The organism is Faunimonas sp. B44 (assembly GCF_052655945.1).
Genome location: NZ_JBQYEX010000005.1, coordinates 1 through 23,347, shown reverse-complemented (window position 1 = coordinate 23,347; position 23,347 = coordinate 1). Strand labels below are relative to the sequence as shown.

Sequence of the window (23,347 nt, the reverse complement as noted above, 5' to 3'; positions counted from 1 at the left end):
ACGCTCGAAAACGCAACTTCCAAGGACCGGATGACAGATTCTAGATCAACCCCGATCGGACCAACTATCCCAATCACTATTTCGGGGTTTATTATATTTATAGTCACACTTTTTTTGCGACTCTGGATCGGCTTTGGTGAGGCATTTTTTACCATTTTTTGCAACCACTCAGTAGCGCACACATCGTCCGTTGCGTATGATCCGATTCGAACCGGTGGGGGGGGGCAACCGTGGGAAAGCACTCGGAGGCGACGAGGCCAGCTTGCGAACCGGACCAAATGGAGTCGGCTGCCCGCGAGTTTCAGCGGCTTTGTGAAGACTTGCTGGAGCGCCCCCTTCTCCGCCGCGGTCCATTGCTGATCCATGACAACATGATTCAAGCGATGCTAACCGGAGGTAGCGCCGCCGGGAAGTCTCGTCGCGATTCGGTTGTCAAATAAAGCAGCCGGTAGTCCGTACGTCCGAGCCGGATTGCCGCCATGGAGGCAATCTCTCGAACGTTGGGAACGCGTCGATGCGCTTTCGTAGTCACATCCCAGCGCGGTCAGTTCTATTGTAGGTAGCCCCAATCCGACCCTGGTGCAGAGCGGTTGCCTATAACTTCGGTTCTACTTTAACTGCGTCCTCGAGCCGCCCGTGTGGAGGGCCACTATGCCGCTGTGCGCGCTTACGTTTGGAGTTTGCACGGCATCAACGCTGAACGCCATCTACCGGGAGGCCGTCGCCGGCGCCTGACGATGCGGGTCGTGCTCCGCCTCTTCCTCCTCCTGCCGCTCGCCTATGTCGGCGCGTGCCTCGCCGGCGGCTTCTTCCTGGTCTTCGCCGTGATCGGGCTCGGGCCGGACGGCGCCTATCTCGGCGCGCACCGGGCCGAGACGGTCCTGCTCGTCCTCGGCGTCGCCGCCACCGCGGGCGCGGTCGCCGCGGTGCCGGCGCTCGCCGCGATCCTCGCGGCCGAGGCCTTCGGCATCCGCTCGATGCTCTACTATCTTCTCGTCGGCGCCGCGATCGGGTTCGGCGCCGGGCTCTTCATGCAAGGGGAAGGCGCGCTCGCGGCCGCCGACGCGCGGCTTTTCGCCGCCACCGGCACCGTCGCCGGCCTCGCCTTCTGGCTGATCGCCGGCCGCGGCGCCGGGATGCGGCAACCGGTGGACTCGCCGGTCGTTTAGCCCCACTGCAGAAGCAGCTTTGAAGCACCTGCCGGCCGTGGGCCCGGCCGTACGGAGGGTCAGATGAGAGTTCTCCCCCGCCTTCTCGCGATCGTCGCGCTCGTCTCGGTCCTCGCCGGCTGCGGCGTCAACAACATCCCGACCTACGAGGAGGAGGCGAAGGCCGCCTGGAGCCAGGTGCTCAACCAGTACCAGCGCCGCGCCGACCTCATCCCGAACCTCGTGGAGACCGTAAAGGGCTACGCCGCGCAGGAGCGCGAGGTGCTGACCGAGGTCACGGAAGCGCGCGCCCGCGCCACCCAGATGACCGTGCCGCCCGACATCCTCACCAACCCGGAAGCCTTCCAGCGCTTCCAGGAGGCGCAGGGCCAGGTCGGCTCCGCGCTGTCGCGGCTGCTCGCCATCGTCGAGAACTATCCGGACCTGAAATCGAACCAGAACTTCCTGGCGCTGCAGTCCCAGCTCGAGGGCACCGAGAACCGCATCGCGGTCGCCCGGCGCGACTACATCGAGGCCGTGCGGCGCTACAACACCGAGCTCCGCACCTTCCCCGGCCGGCTCTGGGCGATGACGCTCTACGCCGGCAACGAGCCGATGGCGAACTTCACCGTCGCCGACGAGACGATGCAGAATCCGCAGGTGCGGTTCTGAGCCGGTCCATGCAGGCCCGCGCGCCCGCCGCCCTCCTCGCGATCCTCGTCACGCTCGCGTTCCTCCTCGCCGGCGCGGCGGCCCATGCCCAGACCTTTCCCGAGCTCTCCGGGCGGGTGGTCGATGCGGCGGGGTTCCTCTCGCCCGAGGACGAGCGCGCGCTCGACGCGCTGCTTGCCGACCACGAGGCGAAGTCGCGCAACCAGGTCGTGGTCGCGACGGTCCCCTCGCTCGAGGGCTACCCGATCGAGGATTACGGCGTCGCGCTCGGGCGGCACTGGGGCATCGGCCAGAAGGAGGCCGACAACGGCGTGATCCTGCTCGTGGCGCCGAACGAGCGCGCCGTCCGGATCGAGGTCGGCTACGGGCTCGAGCCGCTGCTCACGGATGCGGTTTCGCGGCTCATCATCGAGGGCAGCATCCTGCCGCGCTTCCGCGCCGGCGACTATGCCGGCGGCATAAGGCGGGGCGTGGAGGACATCCTCGCCGTCCTCGGCGGCGATGCCGAGGCCTACAAGGCGCGCGCGGAGGAGACGGCGAAGACGGCCCAGCCGGAAGCCGGCGACACCGTCACCACCATCCTCGTGATCGCCATGATCGTGTTCTGGATCGTGATCTCGAACCGGACGGGTCGGCGCGGCCGCAGGCGCGGCATGGTCGTCCCGCCGATGATCGGCGGCTGGGGCGGCGGGCGCCGCGGCGGCGGCTTTGGCGGAGGCGGCGGCTGGTCGGGCGGCGGCGGCTCGTTCGGCGGCGGCGGCGCGTCGGGGCGCTGGTGATGGCCGTCCTCAGCCCCGCCGAGCACGACAGGATCGCCGCCGCCATTCGCGCCGCCGAGGCCGCGACGGACGGCGAGATCTTCGCCGTGCTCGCCCGCGAGAGCGACAGCTACGCCTTCATCGCGATCATGTGGGCCGCCCTTGCCGCCCTTCTCGGCGGCATCGCGACGGCCGTGATCCTCCGCGACGTCGCCGCGCTCTCGCTCGTGCTCGGCCAGGCGGCCGCCTTCCTCGCGCTCGGCGCGGCGGCCTTCGTGCCGTCCGTTCGCATGTGGATCGTGCCGCGCAGCGTGCAGGAGGCGCGCGCCGGCCGGCACGCCACGGAGCAGTTCCTCGCCCACAACCTCCATGCCACGGCCGACCGCACCGGCGTGCTCGTCTTCGTCTCGCTCGCCGAGCATTACGCCGCGATCGTCGCGGATCGGAACATCGACGAGAAGGTCCCGCAGGCGGTCTGGGACGGCATCGTCGGCGAGCTCACCCAAGCGATCGCGGCAGGCCGGCTCGCCGACGGTCTCGTCGCCGCGATCGGCGCGGCCGGCGCGGTGCTCAGCGAGCATTTCCCCCGCACGGACGCCGCCCGGAACGAGCTGCCCGACCGGCTGGTGGAGATCTGAACGGAACGCGGCGGCGCCACGGACCAGCCGCTTCAGGCGCGCAGGTGCCCTTCGGCGAAGCGGGCGATGCCCTGGCGGTTGGTCGCGCCGCTCTGGCGCGCGATTTCCCGGCCGCCGCGGAAGAGGATCATGGTCGGGATGCCGCGGATTCCGAGCTTGGCGGCGACGCCCTGCGCCCGCTCCGTGTCGACCTTGGCCAGCCGGACCCGCGGCTCGAGCTCCGCCGCCGCCGCCTCGAACTCCGGCGCCATCATCCGGCACGGGCCGCACCACTCGGCCCAGAAATCGACGAGGACCGGGAGGTCGCTCCGCTCCAGGTGCCGCCGGAACCGATCCTCCTCGTCGAGCGCGACCGGATGGCCCGCGAAGAGCGGCTTCCGGCATTTGCCGCAGACCGGCCGCTCGCCCTCGGCGAGGCGCATTCTCGGCACGCGGTTCACCGCGTCGCAGGTCGGGCAGACGACGTTCACGGTCTCGTGCATCGCGGCACCTCTTCGTCGGCTATCATCTGGTGCATGCCGCGCGGCGGTGCCAGTGCCGCCGCGTCAGAAGTCGGTCGCACGCCCCTTCTGCTCCCAGTCGCCGTAGCGCACCGGCTCCGGCCCCTTCGGGCCGTCGAGCTCGCGCGGCGCCGGGCCGGCCGCGCGTTCGGCAGCTTCCCGTTCGCGCCGGCGTTCGGCCGCCTCGGCCAGCGCCCGCTCCGCTTCCGGGGTGAGCGGGCGCCCATCCTCGCGGGCCTTGCCCGCCGTCCGCTCGTCCATGCTCCGTTCCATTGAAGAAGACCCTTTGCCGACCCATCATATAGGCAACCTTTCCCCGCGCTTCAGCGGGATTAGCCCTTGCGAGGTCACGACCGATGAACCTGATGAAGACGGCTATGCTGCTCGCGACGCTGACCGCGATCTTCATGGGCGTCGGCTATCTCGTCGGCGGGGCGAACGGCGCCTTCATCGCCTTCCTCGTCGCCGCCGCGATGAACCTCTTCAGCTACTGGAACGCGGACAAGATCGTCCTGCGCATGCACAATGCGCACGAGGTCGACGCGCGGAGCGCTCCGGAATATTACCGGATCGTGGAGCGGCTCGCGGCCAATGCCGGCCTGCCGATGCCGCGCGTCTACGTCATCGAGGACGCGCAGCCGAACGCCTTCGCCACCGGCCGCAACCCGCAGAACGCGGCGGTGGCCGCGACCACCGGGCTCCTGCAGCGGCTGACGGCCGAGGAGGTCGCCGCCGTGATGGCGCACGAGCTCGCCCACGTGCAGAACCGCGACACGCTCATCATGACCGTGACGGCCACGATCGCCGGCGCGATCTCCATGCTCGCCAACTTCGCCTTCTTCTTCGGCGGCAACCGCGACAACAACAGCCCGTTCGGCTTCATCGCGGTCATCCTCGCCGCGATCACGGCGCCGTTCGCGGCCATGCTCGTGCAGATGGCGATCAGCCGGACGCGCGAATACGCGGCCGACCGGCGCGGCGCGGAGATCTGCGGCCAGCCGATGTGGCTCGCCTCCGCCCTCGCCAAGATCGCGAATGCTGCGCACCTCATCCCGATGGATTCCGCGGAGCGCAATCCCTCCACCGCGCCGCTCTTCATCATCAACCCGCTCTCCGGCGAGCGCATGGACAACCTCTTCTCCACGCATCCGGCGACCGAGAACCGGATCGCCGCCTTGCAGCAGCTCGCCGGCACGACGGGCGGCGGCGGGTTCGCGTCCGAGGCCGCGCCTGCCGCGCCGGCCGGACGCCCGAGCGGCCCGTGGGGCGGTGCGGGCCGGCGGGCCCCGCGCGGCGGTCCCTGGGGGTGAGCGGCCAGCCCCGCCGGCGCGAGCGCACGCAGACGCGAGAGAGGCAGGCCGGGGGCATGCCCGGCCTCGCCGTGCGCACGACCGCCGCCTCCGTGCTCGACAAGGTGCTGACGCGCGGCGTGGCGCTCGATGCGCTCGTCGACGACGAAGGCGGCATCGCCGGCTTCCGCGCCCTGCCGCCGCGCGACCGCGCGCTCGTCCGCCAGATCGTCTCGACAGCGCTGCGCCGCCGCGGCGAGATCGACGCGGCCCTCGCACGCTGCCTCGAGCGGCCGCTCGAGCGGGATGCCAACCGGCTCTATGCGCTGCTCGCCGTCGGCGCGGCCCAGATCCTCTTCCTCGACGTGCCCGATCACGCCGCGGTCAGCCTCGCCGTCAGCCAGGCGGGATTCGACCGCAGCACCCGCGCCGCGAAGGGCCTCGTCAACAGCGTGCTCCGGCGCATCGCGCGCGAACGCAGGGAGCTCGCCGGCCGGCCCGACGCGGCACGGCTCGACACGCCCGGCTGGCTGTTCGAGCGCTGGGCTGCCGCCTATGGCGAGGCGGAAGCGGAGCGCATCGCCGAGGCACATCTCGGCCGCCCGCCGCTCGACCTCACGCCGCGGGCGGACGCGGGGCGCCTCGCCGAACGCGTCGGCGGCACCGCGCTGCCGACCGGCACCGTGCGGCTGGAGACGATGCCGCGCGTGTCGGGGCTGCCCGGCTATCCGGAGGGGGAGTGGTGGGTGCAGGACGCCGCGGCGGCCCTGCCGGCCCGCCTCCTCGGGGACGTCGCGGGGAAGCGCGTCCTCGACCTCTGCGCGGCGCCCGGCGGCAAGACGGCGCAGCTCGCCGCGGCCGGCGGCAGGGTGACCGCGCTCGACCTGTCGGCGAGCCGGCTGCGGCGGCTCGCGGCCAACATGGCGCGCCTGCGCCTTTCGGTCGGGACGGTCGCCGCCGACCTCCTCGCCTGGGAGCCCGACGAGGATTTCGAGGGGGTCCTGCTCGACGCCCCCTGCACGGCGACCGGCACCATCCGCCGCCATCCCGACATCGCCTGGCTGAAGAGCCCGGACGACATCGCAACGCTTGCTGCACTCCAGGCCCGGATGCTCGCACGCGCGAGCCGGTGGGTGAAGCCGGGCGGAACGCTCGTCTATTGCACCTGCTCGCTGGAGCCGGAGGAGGGCGAAGCGCAGGTCGGCCCCTTCCTCGAGACGCACCCGGATTTCCGGCTCGACCCGATCCGCCCGGAGGAGGTCGGGGGCCTTCCGCATTTCCTCACCGCGGACGGTACGCTTCGCACGCTCCCTTCGATGGATTTCGGGCCGGACTGCCCGGTGCGCGGGCTCGACGGTTTCTTCGCTGCCCGTTTCGTGCGCCACCGCGATTCGGCTATGCTCGCCGGAAATGAAGAACGCGAATAGCCGCATATGATTGCGATCGCGCCGGGCGACCGGTTCCGCCTGGCCCTGCACCGCGCCGGCCGCGTCGGACGCAAGCTCCGCCAGGGCGCCGCCGCCGGCCCGATCGGCCGCTGGAGGGCGCGGCGCGGCGGCGCCTCTGAGCTCGTGATCGCACCCCCGGACATCCGCACGGCGGATCCGACGGTGGCGCTCGACATCTATGCCGGCCGCTACGTCTTCGCCGGCCAGGTGCTCGAGAGCGAGGGCGGCTCGCCGTTCCATGCGGTGCCGCCGTCGCAGGACTGGCTGCGCGAGCTCCACGGCTTCGGCTGGCTCCGGCACCTGCGCGCCGCGGACACGCCGCTCGCGCGCTCCAACGCCCGCGCCGTCGTGAGCGACTGGCAGAAGCTCTTCGGCAAGCCGGCCGGCGGCCCGGCCTGGGAGACCGAGGTCGCCGCGCAGCGGGCGCTCTCGCTGCTCGCCCAGTCGCCGCTCATCCTGGCGGATGCCGACCACGGCGGCTACCGCCGGTTCGTGCGCTGCCTGCTCGGCCACGCCGCCTATCTGAAGAACGGCATCGGCGCGTGCGAACCCGGACTGCCCCGGCTCAAGGCCGCGATCGCGATGGCCGCCATCGGCCTCTCCCTCACCCGCCAGGAGCGGCTCGCCCGCGCCGGCCTCGAGCGGCTCGACCACGAGCTCGAGATCCAGATCCTGCCGGACGGCGGCCACGTCTCGCGCAATCCGACCGCGCTCGTCGACGCCCTCGTCGATCTCCTGCCGCTCCGCCAGGCGCTCGTCGCGCGCGGGCAGAGCCCGTCCCCGCTCCTCATCGGCTCGATCGACCGCATGCTGCCGATGCTGCGCTTCTTCCGGCACGCCGACGGCAGCTTCGCGCATTTCAATGGCACCGCCGCCTCGGCCTCCAGCCTGGTGCCGGCGCTCCTCGCCTATGACGAAGCGCTCGGCGCTCCGATCTCCAGCGCCGTCTATTCCGGCTACGAGCGGGTCGCGGCCGGCGGCATGCTGATGCTGATCGACGCCGGACGGCCACCGCCGATCGCGCTCTCCAGTCAGGCTCATGCCGGCGCGCTGGCCTTCGAGCTCTCGTCGGGCGCGCACCGCATCGTCATCAATTGCGGCGCGCCGGCCGCGCGCCACCGCGAACTCCGCCGCGCCGCGCGGCTCACCGCCGCGCATTCGACCGCCGTGCTCGAGGACTATTCCTCCTGCCGCTTCGACGGGCCGGAATCCGATGCCCACATCGTCGCCGGCCCCCGCAACGCCACCGTGCGGCGCGAGCGGCTGTCCGACGGTCGGGTCATCCTGGAACTCGCCCAGGACGGCTACCAGCGCCGCCTCGGCCTCGTCCACCAGCGCCGCCTCGTGATCGCCGCCGACGGCTCCGGCGTGCACGGCAGCGACCTCTTTCCCGGTGACGCGCTCCAGCCCGTGACCCACTTCGCCGTTCGCTTCCACCTTCATCCGACGGTGAAGGCGGTGCCGGCGGACCTGCCGAACAACGTCGACCTCACGCTTCCGAACGGCGAGGTGTGGCGCTTCGAGGCGAGCGCGCCGACGACCATCGAGGACAGCGTCATGCTGTCCGACGTGGTCGGCACCCGGCGCACGCACCAGATCGTGCTGCGCGACGTCGTGCAGAAGAACCCCGCCATCGGCTGGCGCTTCGAGCGCATCCGCTGAGCCTTTGCGCTGCCGCGCCGCCGCGTGCTACGCGCTGCCCGAACTCACATCGCCAGGAAGATCAGATGGCTGCGTCCGCCCGCCTCGCGCCCGACGGCCCCGACATCGCGCCGGTCGGCCGCGCCCTCCTCTCCGTCTCCGACAAGGCCGGCCTCCTCGACCTCGCCCGCGCGCTCGCGGCCCGGGGCGTCGAGCTCGTCTCCACCGGCGGCACGGCGCGCATGCTCGCCGAGGCGGGCCTCGCCGTCACCGAGGTCGCCGCCGTCACCGGCATGGCCGAGCTGATGGACGGCCGCGTGAAGACGCTGCACCCGAAGATCCACGGCGGACTGCTCGCGCTCCGCGACGATCCCGGCCACGCGCGCGCCATGGCGGAGCACGGCATCGCCGGCATCGACCTCCTCGCCGTCAACCTCTATCCGTTCGAGGAGACCGTCGCCGCCGGCGCCGAGTTCGGCGCCGCGATCGAGAACATCGACATCGGCGGGCCGGCGATGATCCGCGCCGCCGCCAAGAACGCCGCTCATGTCACCGTTCTGACCGATCCCTCCGACTATGGCGCCGTGCTGGAGGCGCTCGATGCGCACCAGGGCGTGCCGCGCGCGCTCCGCCGGCGCCTCGCCGCCAAGGCCTTCGCCCGCACCGCCGCCTACGACGCCGCGATCGCGCGCTGGTACGAGGCCGTCCTCGGCGAGACCCTGCCCGAGCGCCTGACGATCGCCGGCCGGCTGTCGGAGCGGCTGCGCTACGGCGAGAACCCGCACCAGGAGGCCGGCCTCTATCTGACCGGCGAGGCGCGGCCCGGCGTCGCCACCGCCCGCCAGGTTCAGGGCAAGGCGCTCTCCTACAACAACATCAACGATGCCGACGCCGCCTTCGAGGCGGTCGCCGAGTTCGCGCCGGAGGCGCATGCCGCCGTCGCGATCATCAAGCACGCAAACCCTTGCGGCGTCGCGCTGGCCGACGATCTCGTGGAAGCGTACGAAAAGGCGCTCCGCTGCGATCCCGTCTCCGCCTATGGCGGCATCGTCGCCGTGAACCGCCCCCTCGACGAGGCGGCCGCGCGTGCCATCACCGCGATCTTCACCGAGGTCGTCGTCGCGCCCGACGCCGACGAGGCGGCGCGGGCCGTCTTCGCGGAAAAGCTGAACCTCCGCCTGCTCCTCACCGGCGGCCTGCCCGACCCGCGCGCCGCCGGGCTGCTCGTGCGGAGCGTCGCCGGCGGCCTCCTCGTCCAGGGCCGCGACGCCGGGGCCGTGACGGCGGAAGCGCTCCAGGTCGTCACCCGCCGCGCCCCGACGGAGGCCGAGCGCGCCGACCTCCTCTTCGCCTTCCGGGTCGCCAAACACGTGAAGTCGAATGCCATCGTCTATGCCCGCGACGGCGCCACGGTCGGCATCGGCGCCGGCCAGATGAGCCGGCTCGATTCGGCCCGCATCGCCGCCATCAAGGCGGAGGAGGCGGCGAAGGCCGCCGGCCTCTCCGGCAGCCTGGCGCAGGGCTCGGTCGTCGCCTCCGACGCCTTCTTTCCGTTCGCGGACGGGCTGCTCGCCGCGGTCGAGGCGGGCGCCACCGCGGCCATCCAGCCCGGCGGCTCGCTCCGCGATGAGGCGGTGATCGCGGCCGCTGACGAGGCCGGCATCGCCATGGTCTTCACCGGCATGCGCCACTTCCGGCACTGAGGCGCAAGCGGGCCGCCCGACGCCGGAGCCGCCTCCGGCTCAGCACCAGCCCCCGCGCGCGCGGCCTTCGTAGCGCCGCGCGACGTTGCGCTCGAGGAGCGCGTGCCCGATGTCGGTGCCGTCCGGCGCGGTGACGTCGGCGATGACGCGACCCCAGTACTTGTCGCCGGTGATCCCGGTCAGCACCACGTCGGCCCCATCGACGAGGTCGGCGAGCGCCGCGGCCGCCGCCTCCGCGCCGGCCTTCTCGTCCGCGCAGCGCGCCCGCCGCTCCGGCGCGTCCACGCCGCGGATGCGCACCAGCACCCGGATCTCCTGCCCGATCCAGATCGGCACCCGGACCGCGATCGTATCGCCGTCCACGACCCGCTCCACCGCGGCGCGGTACGGCCCGGCAACGGTCTCGGCGGCAAGGCTCGGCCCCGAGGCGAGTTTCAGGAGCGCCAGCGCGGCGAGCACGGTCCGGGCGATTCGAAATAGGAACATATTCCTGTATACCCCGAGTCGGCGTGTCGGGGCAAGGCTCGGGCGAGTCGGGAGAGGGCGGGCGGCGGAGCGGGTCGGGAAGGCGGGCGGCGGAGCGGTTCTCGCCATGGCCTCCCCTCTGTCGTCGGCATGGCCTCACCCCACTGTCGTCATCGCCGGACCTGATCCGGCGATCCACGGGGCGCGAGCCGTGCGGCGGGGGCTGTTCTGGATGCCCGGGTCGAGCCCGGGCATGACGACAGAGAAAGGGCGCTGGCGGAGGAGCGGTCTTCGCCCCGGCCTGCCCCCCCTGTCGTCGGCCTCGCCTCCCCACTGTCGTCATCGCCGGACTTGATCCGGCGATCCACGGGGCGCGTGCCGTGGGGCGGGGGCTGTGCTGGATGCCCGGGTCGAGCCCGGGCATGACGACAGAGAGAGGGGTGGGCCCGGGCGTGACGACGGAGAGGGGACCAGCGGCGGAGCGGTTCTCCGCGTCGCCTCCCCCACTGTCGTCATCGCCGGACTCGATCCGGCGATCCAGGCGCGGCGCGAGCAGTGCGGCGGGGGCTGTTCTGGATGCCCGGGTCAGGCCCGGGCATGACGACAGAGAAAGGGGCCGGGGCGCGGGCGGTTCGGTGCGGGCTGCTGACTGCTCCCGGCGCCGCCTCCGCCAGTGCCGCCCACGCCGTCCGATCGGGCGTTTGCGCGCGCCCCCGGTGTCACCTCAGCCGATACCGCATGTCCTCCATCTCGCGCTTCCGCCGCTCCTCCTCCAGCATCTTCGGGACATAGGAGGCGACCCCCGCGCCGAGGCCGAGGGCGACGAGGGCGAGCGCCCAGGGGTTCGGCCCGGCGCCGTCCGCGAAGCCCGGATCGCGATAGGCGGCGCCGCTCCGATAGGCGTTCGGCGGCGTCCGCCGCTCGCGCCAGGCCTCCATCAGCCCCTCGCCCGTCTCCGCCACGCTTTCCGCCGCTTCCCGGGCGCCCGCGCGCAGGCTCGCGGCGGCGCCGCCAACCGCCTCGGCCGCCCCCGAGGCCGCATGGCGGACGCCCGAGGCGGCCTCCGAATAGGCCTCCGCGATCGTCTCGCGCGCATGCGCGCCGCGTTCCAGCGCCGACTCCGCGGCGTCCTCCATGCGGTGCTGCATGCGCATGGTCGCCCGGCCGGCCCTCCGCCCGGCGAGCGGCGGCGAGCCGTCGAGCGGGCGCATCAGCGCGACGCCCGCACCGATCATGTAGACCGGCAGCGGGATCTTCGCGGCCATCTTCAGGAACGGCCAGGACGCTGCCGCCCCGAGCGCGACCGCCGCCGCCGGATGGCGGGCGACGGCCCCGCCGAGGCTCGAGCCGACATTGGCCGCCATCTCGTGCGCCCGTTCCCGCGCATAGTCCTTTGCCTGCCGCTTCAGCGTTTCGGGATCGAGCCGCGCCTTCACCTCGTCGACGCGCGCGTTCACCTCGGCGTGCAGCGCGTCGAGCGTGTCCGCGATATGCGCCCGCGTCTCCTCGACCTCGCGCTCCAGCCGGTCGGCCTCTGCGTTCCTGCTCATCGCCATCCTCGCTCCCCGCCAGACCTCGGCCCGCTCTCGGCGCCGGTCGCCGGTCGCCGCGGGCATACTTAGCCAAGCACATAACAGGCGTCGCGACGCCGCGGTTCCACGCCGGTACGCGCCGGACGAGCCGATCCGGCAGGCGGCGCACCGGTCGAGAGCACGACCTGGCGATCGGCCCGGGGCGAATTGGAGAGGATTGGCGGACCAAAGCGAAGCGGCGCGTTCCGCCCCGCACGCCTCTGCATAGAGGGGAAGGGCGTTGCGCCCGCGAGCGGCCGAAGCAGGCGGCCTTTACGGCCGAATTCGGCGTGATGTCGTCCGGAAAACTGGAGCGGGCGATGGGATTCGAACCCACGACCCCAACCTTGGCAAGGTTCTCGCTCCAGCCCCGTGCCAGACCCACGGCGCGTAGCACCACCTGGCCATGGCTCTGAAGATCCTTAAGAAATCGTCCTTAAACTCGAAGCTGTTTCCCGGCTCATTTAGGGGCGGAAGTTCCCGCTGCAAGCCCCCTGAAGGCGAAGCCGTTGGTGTGGGTGTGACAGGATTGTGACGCACGGACTCTTCAGCCCTTATCCGACCTCGAATCGCCAGCGAGGTCTAACCCGGTGCGGCACGCCACCCCAACATGATGCGACTGGTTGTCTGGGTCCGGCAGCACAGCAGGAAGGAGCCCCGACGGCGGTCCGGGCAAGCTATAACGCGCGGCGCAGTGCAGCAACCGGTCGTGACGATCGTTGATACTCCGGCGGTGAGAAGGGGCCAGAAGGTCGCCGGAGGTGGGCGACCGTTGTTCCTGCGGGCGCGCCCGGACGGTGCTGCCGCGCATGCTTGGCTCACGGACCGACTGGATCTCGTAAGCTTGTCTGATCCTCATCGACGAAAGGGGTGTCCGCGCGTTCCAGCTGACTTTCCTGATTCACAGCACTAGGGAATTGAGGTACAAAGCCATATACATACCAATGCGCCGGGAGATGCACTTCGATGGTCTTTAAGGCTGGTGGCGGGTATGTCGTCCATATAACTGAGTACGCACTTCTCGATATGTTGATTCCCGCTGTTGAGATGACTATTGCACCGTCAATAGAACAAGACGATGCGTCAGGAGGCGGCACAGGAGTTGAGATTTATGGAAGCTTGTTCGGAAACGTGAAATCGGGAGACGTACCTACCATAATAGTTAGGAAAGCGAGCGTTGTCAGCACCAGCCAAGGCAATGGCAACGAAGTTATGCCAAACGACCGTGGGATAGATCTGATAAACGGATTCGTAGGTGATATATCAGTAGATCTCGAATTCTTGGGATCTTTCCATACCCATCCTTATATGGACTTGAACTCGAAAGATGTTCATGAAGAGCGACTTTTTCGGCTAAGTCGTGCAGATCGCGAGCTTTTCTCAACCTCACCGTCAACAGTTGACCTTATCGTCACCGTTACAAACCGTAGTACACCTGACGAACATCGTGGATATGTCGAGATCGGAAAAAAGGTTGATTTCTCGTGCATACGATTTGATATCCGGGACATATCAGTTTGGCTCCAGGCATACGTCTCGCATAGTTCCGACTTGCGACACACCACATCCTCACTTGCCAAATCGTCGACGGTAATGCTTCACTGCCCAACAATTGTAGGCATTCTGCCGGACCTGCATAGCAGATTTCTGTAACCGAGCTGCATACATTGACGGCCGTCGGTTACCGGGTCAGTGGTCGCGGGACTGTATCCTTAGCCTCTCTAAGAGCTCGCCCAAAAAAATGGCGGGTGGCCTTGTCGCGCGCTACGGCATCACTCAACACGATGCTTCGCATTTCGTTGTCGCGCCGAAACATCCGGATCGCGCCCTGGAAGAAGGCATCCCGGAAGGCGGCGTAGACTACGTCCGGCGGATTGTTGCGGAGCATCTCGGTCATGTCCTCGGTGAGGACCTCGCGATTGACCTGCTCGAAGCGGATCATGTCGGCTTCGGTGAATTCGGTACCGTGACGGTCATTGAAGGCCTTCACGATCTCGGAAAGCTCGCGCTTCTCGTCTTCGGTGTAAGGATTGGCGCCAAAGCCGCTGATCGCCTGCAGCGGATCGCTCTCCCCCGGCGACAGGGCAGCGCTGCCCTCTTCGTTCTGCACGACCTTGAAGGCCTGAAGGCGAAGCATGTCGTCTGTAATCTCTATCTCGGGCGGCAGCTGCCGGTTCGGCAGCAGGCGGGAAAGCCAAGACGCATAGGAATAGAGTTTCTCGAGCCCGGTATCCTCGAGCCGGATGACCTGCGCGACGAAGCTGTAGAAGCGCATATAGCTGCGGAGCAGCTGCCGGAATTCCTCTTGCTGCCCCTCATCCTCCTCGGCCTCGAACCGCGCCAGCGCGTGACGGACGAGACCTTCGAGCCTTGCCCTGTCGCTGCTGTCGAGCGGGCCTTTGTAGTAGGTTTCGGCGAACCGCTCGATCTCCGCTTTATCGAGATAACCGAACTGCAGCAGCCGCCCTTCAAGCTCATAGACCTGGTTCGGGTCTGACATCGCCTCGAGGCTCGTCGCCTCGAAGTACGGCCGGAACGCCGCCTGGATGTCCTCCATGGTGTTTTGAAAATCGAGGATATAGGTCCGCTCCTTGCCGGCCTTCGTCCGGTTGAGGCGCGAGAGCGTCTGCACGGCCTGCAGGCCGGCGAGCCTCCGGTCGATATACATCGCGCAGAGCTTCGGCTGGTCGAAGCCGGTCTGGTACTTTTCGGCGACGATCAGGACTTGGTAGGTTTCGGCGTACGGCGTGCCGTCGGGCTTGAAGCCGTCAAAGCGCCCCGGCAGCTCGGTCTCCGCAAAGCCGTTCACCCCGGGTTCGGTGTAGGTCTCCCCGTCCACCTTGAGGTCGCCAGAGAACGCGACCAGCGCCTTCAGGTCCGCGTAGCTTCTCGATTTGATGTAGTCTCCGACGCCGAAATAATAGCGCAGCGCATGCTCGCGGCTCTGCGTCACGATCATCGCCTTCCCCTGCCCGCCGAGCTCGCCCATGACATGCCGGCGGAAGTGTTCGACGATCACCTCGACCTTCTGCCCTATGGCCGTGGGATGCAGCGAAGCGAACCGCGCAACGCTACGCTGGCCGCGCCTTCCGCTCAGCTCCGGGTCATCCTCGATCGCTTTCTCGAGCTGATAGTACGCCTTGTAGGTCATGTAGTTCTGGAGCACGTCCAGAATGAACCCTTCCTCGATCGCCTGCCGCATCGAGTAGAGATGGAACGGGTGCGGCAGGCCGTCCGGCCCTTTCACGCCAAACCGCTCCAGCGTTACATTACGCGGCGTCGCGGTGAATGCGAAGAAGCTGATATTCGCCTGCGGTCCGCGCTGCTTCTGGTACACGGCGATCATGTCCTCGATATCATCGCTCGAGGTCGCCTCGCGGGTCAGCGCTTCCGTCATTGCCTGAGCAGACTTGCCGGACTGGCTGCCATGCGCCTCGTCCACGATGACCGCAAAACGCCGTCTCCCCTGCCCGGAAATCTCCTTCAGGTGCTCTGTCGAGAATTTCTGAATCGTCGTGACGATGATGCGGGCGCCCATGGCGATCGCATCTTTAAGCTGGCGCGATGTGCCATCGATCTTCTTGACCACACCAAGCGTCTGCTCGAACTGCGTAACCGTGTTCTGGAGCTGCCGGTCAAGCACGATCCGGTCCGTTACGATGATCGCGGTGTTGAATACCTGCTGGTCATTCTCATCGTGCAGATTGACGGCGTGGTGAGCGGCCCAGCCAATCGTGTTCGATTTGCCCGATCCTGCGGAGTGCTGGATCAGGTAGTTGTGCCCCGACCCGAATGTCCGCGCATGCGCCATGATCCGGCGGACGGCATCGAGTTGCTGAAACCGCGGGAAGGTCATGGCCTCATGCCGCTCGCTGCTCTCAAGGTGCATGAAGCGGCCGATCACATCGAGCAACACCTCGCGCGAGAAGATCGCCTTTCCCCACGAGCCGTCCCGATAGAGATATGCAACACGAAACTCGTCATCGGTGTCAGGATCGGGATTGCCAGCACCCCCATCCCGGCCACGGTTGAATGGCAAAAACCGGGTCTTGCCATTCGCAAGCCGCGTCGTCATGGACACGTTGTCCTCGTCGAGCGCGAAATGCACCAGCGCCCCGCGCTTGAAGGTGAGCAGCGGTTCACCCGCCGGCGACCTGTCGGTGCGGTATTGCCGCTCCGCGTGCTTGAATGTGGAGCCGGTCAGGAGATTCTTTATTTCGAGCGTTGCAACAGGAATGCCGTTGACGAAGAGAACCACGTCGATAGCGTTTTCAGACCTTAGGCTGTAGCGGACCTGGCGGATCGCGGACAGGATGTTGGCTTCGTACTCCTGGACGCGCTTCGGTTCGAGAGCGCTTGCAGGCTTGAAGAAGCAGGTGGTGAACTTGATGCCGGGAATCATCTTGAAGCCGCTCCGGAGCACGTCGAGCGTGGAGCGTGACTTCAGCGCCTTCTCGAGATTCTTGAAGAACTGCGACTCTGCCGATGCCGTATAATGAGCTTCCAGTTTCGCCCATTCCTCCGGCTGCGTAGCCTTCACGAACCGAAGAACGAGTTCCCGATCGAGGGCGCTCGCTCGGTCGTAGCTGTCAAGTGTTCGCAACTCGTAGCCTTGTCCGGAAACAAGCTGCGCGAGCAGGTGGTCCTCTAGGACGAGTTCCTTATGGATCGTATGGCCGAAATGGGTGGTCATGATGTTGCCCTCCCATATGCCTGTAGCTCAATGGGGCCAGGTGCCGATTCGATCGCTTGCTGCGGTGCCGGAGCCGGCACTGCCGCAATTTGAGCCTTAAGGCTGATGAGGTTGCGAACGACCGCACACACGTTGCGGGCCTGCTCGGGGACTGCCGCGTAGTCGTTGGCGTGAGCGAGGCTATTTCTGAGTTCCTGAATTGCCTCCAGCTGCTCGCGAGCCTGGCTCCTGCTGAGCGGCAGCATGGACGACTTCACAACGATGTCGGCTTTGTCGCAGAACTGGGTAAAGAGCAGAGAGTCGACGAAGCCGTCATCCTTACGCGAGGCGGCAATCTGGCGCTTGACCTTCGCTATTCGTCCTTCGCTCAGGAAAGGCATCCAGCCCTGGTCCGCCGCGTGCACGCGCCTGATGGTCTCGGCCATCGTGATCTCGAGCCCGGTAATCAGGGCGAACAGCGCTGCGCGGACGGGCAGCTTCTGAAGATCGGAAAGGCTGACCAGCCCGACGACCCGGGCTCCTGAAATGACAAGCCGGCAGGGTTTCTCATCGGCATCCCAGACGAAGTCGAGGATGCTTCCGTCGGCGCCGATCACATACTCCTCGGACAACGGGAGGAAGTGCTCTGCGATTGTACATGCGTCGTCAGACTCAAACGACGTGGTAGCGTGGAAAAGACCCACGATGCGCTCCGCCTGCCCAGGAGGCTGCTCCACGACCGGCAGGAAATCGTAGCCCTCCACGTTGCGCGCGATGACAGAGGCAACTGTCTCCTCAGGCCGGCAGGTCATCAGCTCGGCGCGGGGAGTCGCGATCAGCTCGACTGTCAGCCCCGAATGCAAACTTTCGAAGCTGTGGCTGGAGCTAACGTCCTCTCTGTTCACCCATTGTCGCACTAGGCACCGCCTTCCCTGGAATGTGGAACAGGTGTCCAGGCGACTTCTGCGGTTAGCCTCCGCCAAGGCCATCGTCCACTCTTGGGCATGTGAGAGTCGTTCATGCCGGCACCTCACGCAACAAAGCTTTTGGTTCCCAAACCCGCTCCGCTAACAAACGGTAGAGATGGCTGCGCTCCTCGATATCGGTCTTCCTGAACTCCGAATGCGCCCGGAACGGCAGCTTCGTCTCGTTCACGAACCGCACGAAGCCCGGATTATGGGTGTAGCAATCCGGGTGGAGCGAATGCGCGAGCAGGTTCTGCGTTCGGTAGTGCTTCAGCTTCTCTCCGTAGCGAAGATCGCCGTAGCTGGCATTGAAGGATTTTGGCAGCAGCAGCAGCCCGCCGATCCGGTTGCGGTGCTCCGCGAAGTCCGAAGGATGCGAGAACTCGTCCGTGTGCCGCTCAGGATGGTCGGCCCAGATATGCTCAACCTCATACCGGCCCGGCCCGTCCGCGATGTACTCCTGATAGCGGGAAGTCTGCCCCGACTGGGTTTCGACGTAGTCGGTTAGGCGCGCCAAGAGCCGGTGGATCGCGTAGCGGTTCTGCTGGTGGACGCGCAGCCGCTCGTTGCTCGCGAACTTTTCCGTCTCGTCCTGCAGCTGTTTGACCAGCCGCTCTGCGAGCGGTCGCGCCTCAAGTCCGCGAATGTCCCGCATGACCAGGAACATTGCGTACTGCATCGTCGAGTAGGCGATGCTGCGAAAGTTCCAGAGGCGCCAGGCGAGCAGCACATCGACGAAGCGCGCAACGATCCTGATCTTGGCGTCGACGATCGCCGGGTCGTCATCCGGCTTCAGCGGCGCAAGGATCAGCATGTACTGCAGGGTGAAGCCGTGCTGCGCGTTGTACTGGACGTGCTCCAGCCCCTTCACGCGCTGCCGGGAGGCTTCCATCAACCGCAGATACTGCTTCGCATAAAAATCAAAATCCCGGTCGATAAACCGGAAAAAATCCTCAGAGCCCTTTAGCCCGACGGACCCGCTGGCATCCCGCAGCCAGCGATGAAACTCCGTGCCGATGCGGTCGAAATCCTCGGGCTTTGCGCCCTTCTTGCGCTCACGTATCTTGGTCGCGTACTGGCTGCGGAGCCACGCCTTGAAGCAGTCCGCCTCGACTTCCTTCCCGGCCTCATTCAGCTCCAATAACCGGTCGCGCCAGCGCTGGTTGGCCGAAATGCGCTTCTTCTCGTCGATGTTTGCTAACAGGTAGCCTTTGAGCATGTCCGTCGGGCTCAGCGAGAGCCCGCGGTCATTCATCGTCTCGAAGATGGTGTAGGCGTCATCATCCGAGTAGGCGGTGATCTCGACGAGATGCACATTCTCGAGCAGCCAGTCAATAAAGTACGGCAGCGCCTCTTCCCGCAGCTCCTCCGGCCACGCCGCCTCCATATCCTGATACCGGGCAAAGAGGTTCTGGACCGATTCCGACCGATCTGAAGGATCGAAGGGCGACCCTTCATAGAGGGCTTCCATGCACGGATTGCGCTCATCGACATCAAGGTTGAAGGACTTATCGCCGAATTTCTCGGAGACGATCAGCTCTTCGATATTGACCTGATCGGGCCGACCGCGCTGCAGGTTGATCAGGAGGATCAAAAGCAGGCTGAGGCTGGTCAGACGCTGTTGCCCATCGACGATGTAGCTTGCGCTGTCCTTCTTGCTGATAATGATCGAGCCGAGAAAATAGTTCGGGTACTCCGCCACCTTCTTGCGCAAATGTCCCGGTTGGTACTCCTCCAGGAACTTCCCGGTCAGATCATCAATCAGCTCCGACGCCTGCTTCTCACCCCATTTGTACTCGCGCTGATAATAATCGATCGAGTATTTTACGCCCTTCAGGAGCTCGCGAACTGTCTTCGCCTTACCAAGTATTTCCCTCATGCGCACATAGTCTCCTGAATCTGATCAAGTCGGCGATCGGTCTCCCCACGCTTGCCCCAACTCTTAACGTCGATTTTCCCGGTTACGGCGGCGGTGATGAGGGCGGCGCGAAACTCGCGCAGGCGTTCGGTATGCAACTCCACCATTTCCCGCAGCTGCGATAGTTTGGCCTCTTGCCGCTTCAGATCTCGAGCGATCTTAGCTTGGAGGGGATGCGGGGGTTCAGGAACAAAAACTCGCTTCAGATCGAAAATGTTGATCCCGCGGACGGCTGCGCCAAGTGAGCGCGCCTCGAGCGGATGAAAGACTGCCGAGGATAAAAGTGCAAAACGCAGCCATTCGCGGTCTACGCCGTTCCTCGGTGCAATACGTGCCGCGTCCTGGGTCAGATTGGCGCCATCAATTTCTGGCGGAACAATTTCGATATCTCCTATTCCACCACGTATAGAGATAACAAGATCGCCTGATTTTAGCCGCGACCGAGCGTAGCCAGTCTCAATTTCGTATGTCGTTCGGCAAAGGCGGTCCGGGTGAAGCCGCCCTGGCTTCACGTCTCCCCCCTTTACGATCATCGGGCCATTTTCCATATTCGGACCGGGCAGAACGATGCCGTACATGATCGGTCGCCTCGGATCGGTCAGATGTTTCAGGCACACCTTGCGCCAGCCGGAGGGTAAGCGTGTCCAATCCGGACTACTTGGAAATATGATATGGTTGAGAGTTGCGAGCCAACGTTCGCCAGCAATACCGAGAAATCGCTGCTTCTTCTCGATCAACTGATCAATGCAGGCGATTTCGCGGTCGAGGAAATCCGCAATAGCCTTCTGGGTAGTGAGATCTGTAACTCGAGGCCGGTAGTTTAAGACCGCGGCTTCGGAGACGCGGCGTAGGCCGCCGGCACCGGTCATGCTGGCCATGCCCCCCGCACGAAACTCTTCCGAACTCAAGAGGTAGAGCAAGAACTTAGTATCGATGCGACGAGTGTCGGGCCGTATGACGTGGACTTCGGATGTGGCAAAGCCGATGCCATTCAAGAGGCGGTTAGCCAATGCCTTCTTCCCGTTCTCGAAACAGGGTGTGACCTTAGCGAGAAGCAGGTCGCCATCGGCAAAATAATTGTAGCTACCTGCCGCCACCTCATTGAGCGGCCGGGTCAGAGAGGTATCCAAGCCGCCCAATCCGTCGGCTAGCGCGTTCATGGGTGCGAAAGTGACCTCCGCATCCGCCGAAAGATCGCAACTGAACGTCGGCCGTGGACCAACCTTGACCAGATGGCGGAGCCGGATTCCAGTCACGCCGCCACCTGTTTCAACATGTTCGCGATCTCGGCTTCAAGCGCCTTCAGCTCGGCATCGATCTCCTCCAGCGGGCGCGGCGGCACGTAGCGGTAAAAATACCGGTTGAAGTTGATCTCGTAGCCGACGCGCCCCACCTCGGCGTCACGGGCGTCGCGGTGGCTCTCATCGACCCAGGCATCCGGCACGAAGGGCTTGACCTCTCGCGCCACATAGTCCCGCCAGTCCTCCTTCAGCGGCACCAGTTCGTGGTCGCGCAGCTCGGCATCCGGCTCCGGATTCCCGTCTTTGTCGGTGCAGATGTCCGCCTCCTCATCCCGCTCGGAAAGTGCGGACAAAATCGTCTTACGTACCGGCGCGCCGATCTTGACGCCTTCGGCCTTGAGCGCCTTGTCCAAAGCCTTTTCGAACGCGTTCCGGTTTCTGAACAGGGTCTCTCCCATCCCGAGCAAGAGAACCTCGATTTCCTCACGCTCGTCATCGGAGAGCTTTTGAAAGACCTTCTCATCGCGCAGCCGGCCAATGCGCTCCTGGCTTGCCTGGAAATTCAGCCGCAATGGCCGCTCGACCCGTATTTCGCGGTAGCCGAAGTCGGCGGTGTCGAAGATTTTCGAGAACTCGCCGTTGCCGTTGAGCATGCCGGCGTAAATCCGGACAATCTCGGCCCTTGCCTCGTCAGGGATTTCACGGCGCTTGGAGCCGAGCGACTTTCGCATCGAGTTCCAGAATCGCTCGCTCGACGCGTCAATCAGCTGGACCTTGCCGCGGCGGTTCTCCGGCTTGCGGTTCGTCAGAAGCCACACATAGGTCTGAATGCCTGTGTTGTAGAAGAGGTCGGTCGGGAGAGCGACGATCGCCTCGACCCAGTCCTTCTCCAGCATCCAGCGGCGGATTTCGCTCTCGCCGGACCCGGCGCCGCCAGTGAAGAGCGGCGAGCCATTCATGACGATCCCAATGCGCGAGCCGGCTTCGTCATCGCGCATCTTCGAAATCATGTGCTGAAGGAAAAGCAGCTGCCCATCTGAGATGCGCGGCGTACCCGCCCCAAAGCGGCCGTCGAAGCCGAGCGTCTCGGCTTCAGCCTTGATCGGGTCCTGATACTTCTTCCAATCCACGCCGTAAGGGGGATTGGAAAGCATGTAGTGAAAGCGCTTGTCCTTGTGCGCGTCCTGGGTGAGCGTGTTGCCGAAGGCAATCTGCTCGGGGTCATGACCCGTCACGAGCATATCGGACTTGCAGATGCCAAATGACTCGCCATTGAGCTCCTGACCAAACAGTTCGACCCGGATTGACGGGTTGAAGTCTTTCAGCGCCTCTTCGGTCAAGGTCAGCATGCCGCCGGTGCCGCATGCCGGGTCATAGACCTGCCGGATAATGCCGCGACCGGTCAGCTTGGTATCATCGTTGGCGATCAGGAGGTCGACGATCAGGCGGATGACTTCACGGGGGGTGAAGTGCTCACCCGCCGTCTCGTTCGAGATTTCGGAGAAGCGGCGGATGAGCTCCTCGAACAGGTAACCCATCTCGACGTTCGAGACCTTGTCAGGGTGCAGGTCAATCTCGCAAAAGCGCTCGAACACCGGCCACAATATGCCGCCATCCTTGAGGCGCTTGAGCTGGTCGGTGAACAGGAACTTGTCGAGGAAGATGTCGCGCACGTTCGCGGAGAACTTGGTGAGGTAGTCGACGAGATTCGAATGCAGCTGCGCCGGTTCCTGACCTTTCAGCTTGTCGAAGGTGAAGCGCGAAAGATTGTAGACCTTAATGTTGTTGCCGACGGCACCAAACAGAATCATGTCGCGCGTTGCGTCGTCGATGCCGTCGGGGAGCGTCTCGGTAGCTGCGAGGACGCTGTCCTTGGAGGCCTCGAGCAGACAGTCAAGGCGGCGCATCACGACGAATGGCAGGATGACCTTGCCGTACTCCGACTGCTTGAAGTCACCCCGGAGAATCTCGGCTATGGACCAGATGAACGAGCCGAGCGCCTGGTTATCAGGTTTCGGTCGAGACCCGGTCCTGCTTGACCCATCGGTGGGTACCGGGCGGCCGAGTTGGCGGTGCGGAACTGCTCCGCGCACATCATTCCGCAGCCCTGGCGCCCTGGAGTTCCTCTTCAGCGGACCCTCGGCCTCATCAGCACTTCGGTACGCTTGAGCAGAGTTGAGATCATGAGAAATGACGACGCCCTCCCCTGGCTGAAGCTTTGGCGCCTGTGTCACCGGTTGCGCGGGTTGAGTGCGGTGCTGCTGATCCGTGCGCCGCCGCCGTTCGGGGTTATCGGACGGCTTCGAGGCGAGCGACACCGATCCGCCGCGCCCCCGGCCGGGAGCGATCAGCCGCTCCCGAAGCAGCGCCGCCTTTACGCCGTCATAAGTCGCTTCATCCCAACCGAGTGCCTTCCGAAGCCTGCCATTCCCGGCAGTCCCCCCAAGCTGCTCAAGTACCGCGAGGAACCGGTTCTGTGCTGGGCCTGTCACGATTTTTCTCAATCCACGATAGCGGATCGTCGGTGCAGAACCCGCTTGGTAGTGTTATCCAAAGGCTGAGCGTGTCCCGCAAGGGCCGAGATGATCTAAGCCCGGTTTCCTTGCGCCGCCACCCGCTCCGTTCGCGCGCGCGCATCCTTCTGGTCATCGTAACGATCTTCAGAGCCATGGCCAGGTGGTGCTACGCGCCGTGGGTCTGGCACGGGGCTGGAGCGAG

General features: G+C 66.0%; 17 protein-coding genes. 8 read left to right on the top strand and 9 right to left on the bottom strand.

All coding sequences use genetic code 11. The annotated features are described in order from the left end of the window. Window positions 1–737: 737 nt before the first annotated feature. From ACUN0C_RS11710 to ACUN0C_RS11695, 4 genes are all read left to right on the top strand, one after another. The gene (locus ACUN0C_RS11710; protein ID WP_445466551.1) at window positions 738–1,169 is read left to right on the top strand and encodes a hypothetical protein; all 432 of its coding nucleotides are present in this window, start codon (window positions 738–740) and stop codon (window positions 1,167–1,169) included. Between the two features lie 63 nt (window positions 1,170–1,232). After that, window positions 1,233–1,820, top strand: a complete 588-nt coding sequence (locus ACUN0C_RS11705) for a LemA family protein (protein ID WP_445466550.1) — start codon at window positions 1,233–1,235, stop codon at window positions 1,818–1,820. 8 nt (window positions 1,821–1,828) lie between these two features. Further along, a complete protein-coding gene (locus tag ACUN0C_RS11700; RefSeq protein ID WP_445466549.1) occupies window positions 1,829–2,599 on the top strand; it encodes a TPM domain-containing protein in 771 nt (256 codons plus the stop codon). Further along, on the top strand, window positions 2,599–3,216 hold the full coding sequence (locus ACUN0C_RS11695) for a TPM domain-containing protein (protein ID WP_445466548.1): 618 nt from the start codon (window positions 2,599–2,601) through the stop codon (window positions 3,214–3,216). The genes ACUN0C_RS11700 and ACUN0C_RS11695 overlap by 1 nt, the downstream gene beginning before the upstream one ends. A 32-nt stretch (window positions 3,217–3,248) precedes the next feature. On the opposite strand, the gene trxC is transcribed toward ACUN0C_RS11695, so the two are convergent. Together trxC and ACUN0C_RS11685 are read right to left on the bottom strand one after the other, a co-directional pair. Then, window positions 3,249–3,698 (bottom strand): thioredoxin TrxC, encoded by a 450-nt coding sequence (gene trxC, locus ACUN0C_RS11690; RefSeq protein ID WP_445466547.1) that lies wholly within the window; start codon window positions 3,696–3,698, stop codon window positions 3,249–3,251. Between the two features lie 63 nt (window positions 3,699–3,761). Next, complete coding sequence (locus ACUN0C_RS11685; RefSeq protein WP_445466546.1) at window positions 3,762–3,977, bottom strand: DUF1674 domain-containing protein; 216 nt, start codon at window positions 3,975–3,977, stop codon at window positions 3,762–3,764. Window positions 3,978–4,072: 95 nt separating this feature from the next. Here ACUN0C_RS11685 and htpX point away from each other — a divergent pair, with 95 nt between their 5' ends. The 4 genes from htpX (at window position 4,073) to purH (ending at window position 9,797) form a co-directional block, all read left to right on the top strand. Continuing rightward, window positions 4,073–5,026: a zinc metalloprotease HtpX gene (gene htpX, locus ACUN0C_RS11680; RefSeq protein WP_445466545.1), complete on the top strand. Its 954-nt coding sequence runs from the start codon at window positions 4,073–4,075 to the stop codon at window positions 5,024–5,026. 56 nt (window positions 5,027–5,082) lie between these two features. After that, on the top strand, window positions 5,083–6,432 hold the full coding sequence (locus tag ACUN0C_RS11675; RefSeq protein ID WP_445466544.1) for an RsmB/NOP family class I SAM-dependent RNA methyltransferase: 1,350 nt from the start codon (window positions 5,083–5,085) through the stop codon (window positions 6,430–6,432). A 6-nt stretch (window positions 6,433–6,438) separates the two neighbouring features. Continuing rightward, window positions 6,439–8,115, top strand: a complete 1,677-nt coding sequence (locus tag ACUN0C_RS11670) for a heparinase II/III family protein (protein WP_445466543.1) — start codon at window positions 6,439–6,441, stop codon at window positions 8,113–8,115. A 65-nt stretch (window positions 8,116–8,180) separates the two neighbouring features. After that, window positions 8,181–9,797: a bifunctional phosphoribosylaminoimidazolecarboxamide formyltransferase/IMP cyclohydrolase gene (purH, locus tag ACUN0C_RS11665; protein WP_445466542.1), complete on the top strand. Its 1,617-nt coding sequence runs from the start codon at window positions 8,181–8,183 to the stop codon at window positions 9,795–9,797. Window positions 9,798–9,836: 39 nt separating this feature from the next. Here purH and ACUN0C_RS11660 read toward each other — a convergent pair whose 3' ends face one another. The 7 genes from ACUN0C_RS11660 to ACUN0C_RS11630 all read right to left on the bottom strand — a co-directional run bounded on the left by ACUN0C_RS11660 (window position 9,837) and on the right by ACUN0C_RS11630 (window position 23,133). After that, window positions 9,837–10,283 carry a thermonuclease family protein gene (locus ACUN0C_RS11660; RefSeq protein WP_445466541.1) on the bottom strand — a complete coding sequence of 149 codons (447 nt, stop codon included), beginning with the start codon at window positions 10,281–10,283 and terminating at the stop codon, window positions 9,837–9,839. A gap of 698 nt (window positions 10,284–10,981) precedes the next feature. After that, window positions 10,982–11,812 (bottom strand): DUF3618 domain-containing protein, encoded by an 831-nt coding sequence (locus tag ACUN0C_RS11655; RefSeq protein WP_445466540.1) that lies wholly within the window; start codon window positions 11,810–11,812, stop codon window positions 10,982–10,984. A 1,702-nt stretch (window positions 11,813–13,514) separates the two neighbouring features. Continuing rightward, window positions 13,515–16,526, bottom strand: coding sequence for a type I restriction endonuclease subunit R (locus tag ACUN0C_RS11650; RefSeq protein ID WP_445466539.1), 3,012 nt, complete (start codon window positions 16,524–16,526; stop codon window positions 13,515–13,517). Beyond that, on the bottom strand, window positions 16,523–17,368 hold the full coding sequence (locus tag ACUN0C_RS11645) for a hypothetical protein (protein ID WP_445466538.1): 846 nt from the start codon (window positions 17,366–17,368) through the stop codon (window positions 16,523–16,525). Before ACUN0C_RS11645 ends, ACUN0C_RS11650 begins: the two co-directional genes overlap by 4 nt. Window positions 17,369–17,522: 154 nt before the next feature. Continuing rightward, on the bottom strand, window positions 17,523–19,349 hold the full coding sequence (locus tag ACUN0C_RS11640) for a DUF262 domain-containing protein (RefSeq protein WP_445466537.1): 1,827 nt from the start codon (window positions 19,347–19,349) through the stop codon (window positions 17,523–17,525). Further along, window positions 19,346–20,548, bottom strand: a complete 1,203-nt coding sequence (locus ACUN0C_RS11635; RefSeq protein WP_445466536.1) for a hypothetical protein — start codon at window positions 20,546–20,548, stop codon at window positions 19,346–19,348. Before ACUN0C_RS11635 ends, ACUN0C_RS11640 begins: the two co-directional genes overlap by 4 nt. 92 nt (window positions 20,549–20,640) lie before the next feature. Next, window positions 20,641–23,133: a type I restriction-modification system subunit M gene (locus tag ACUN0C_RS11630; RefSeq protein ID WP_445466535.1), complete on the bottom strand. Its 2,493-nt coding sequence runs from the start codon at window positions 23,131–23,133 to the stop codon at window positions 20,641–20,643. Window positions 23,134–23,347 lie beyond the last annotated feature (214 nt).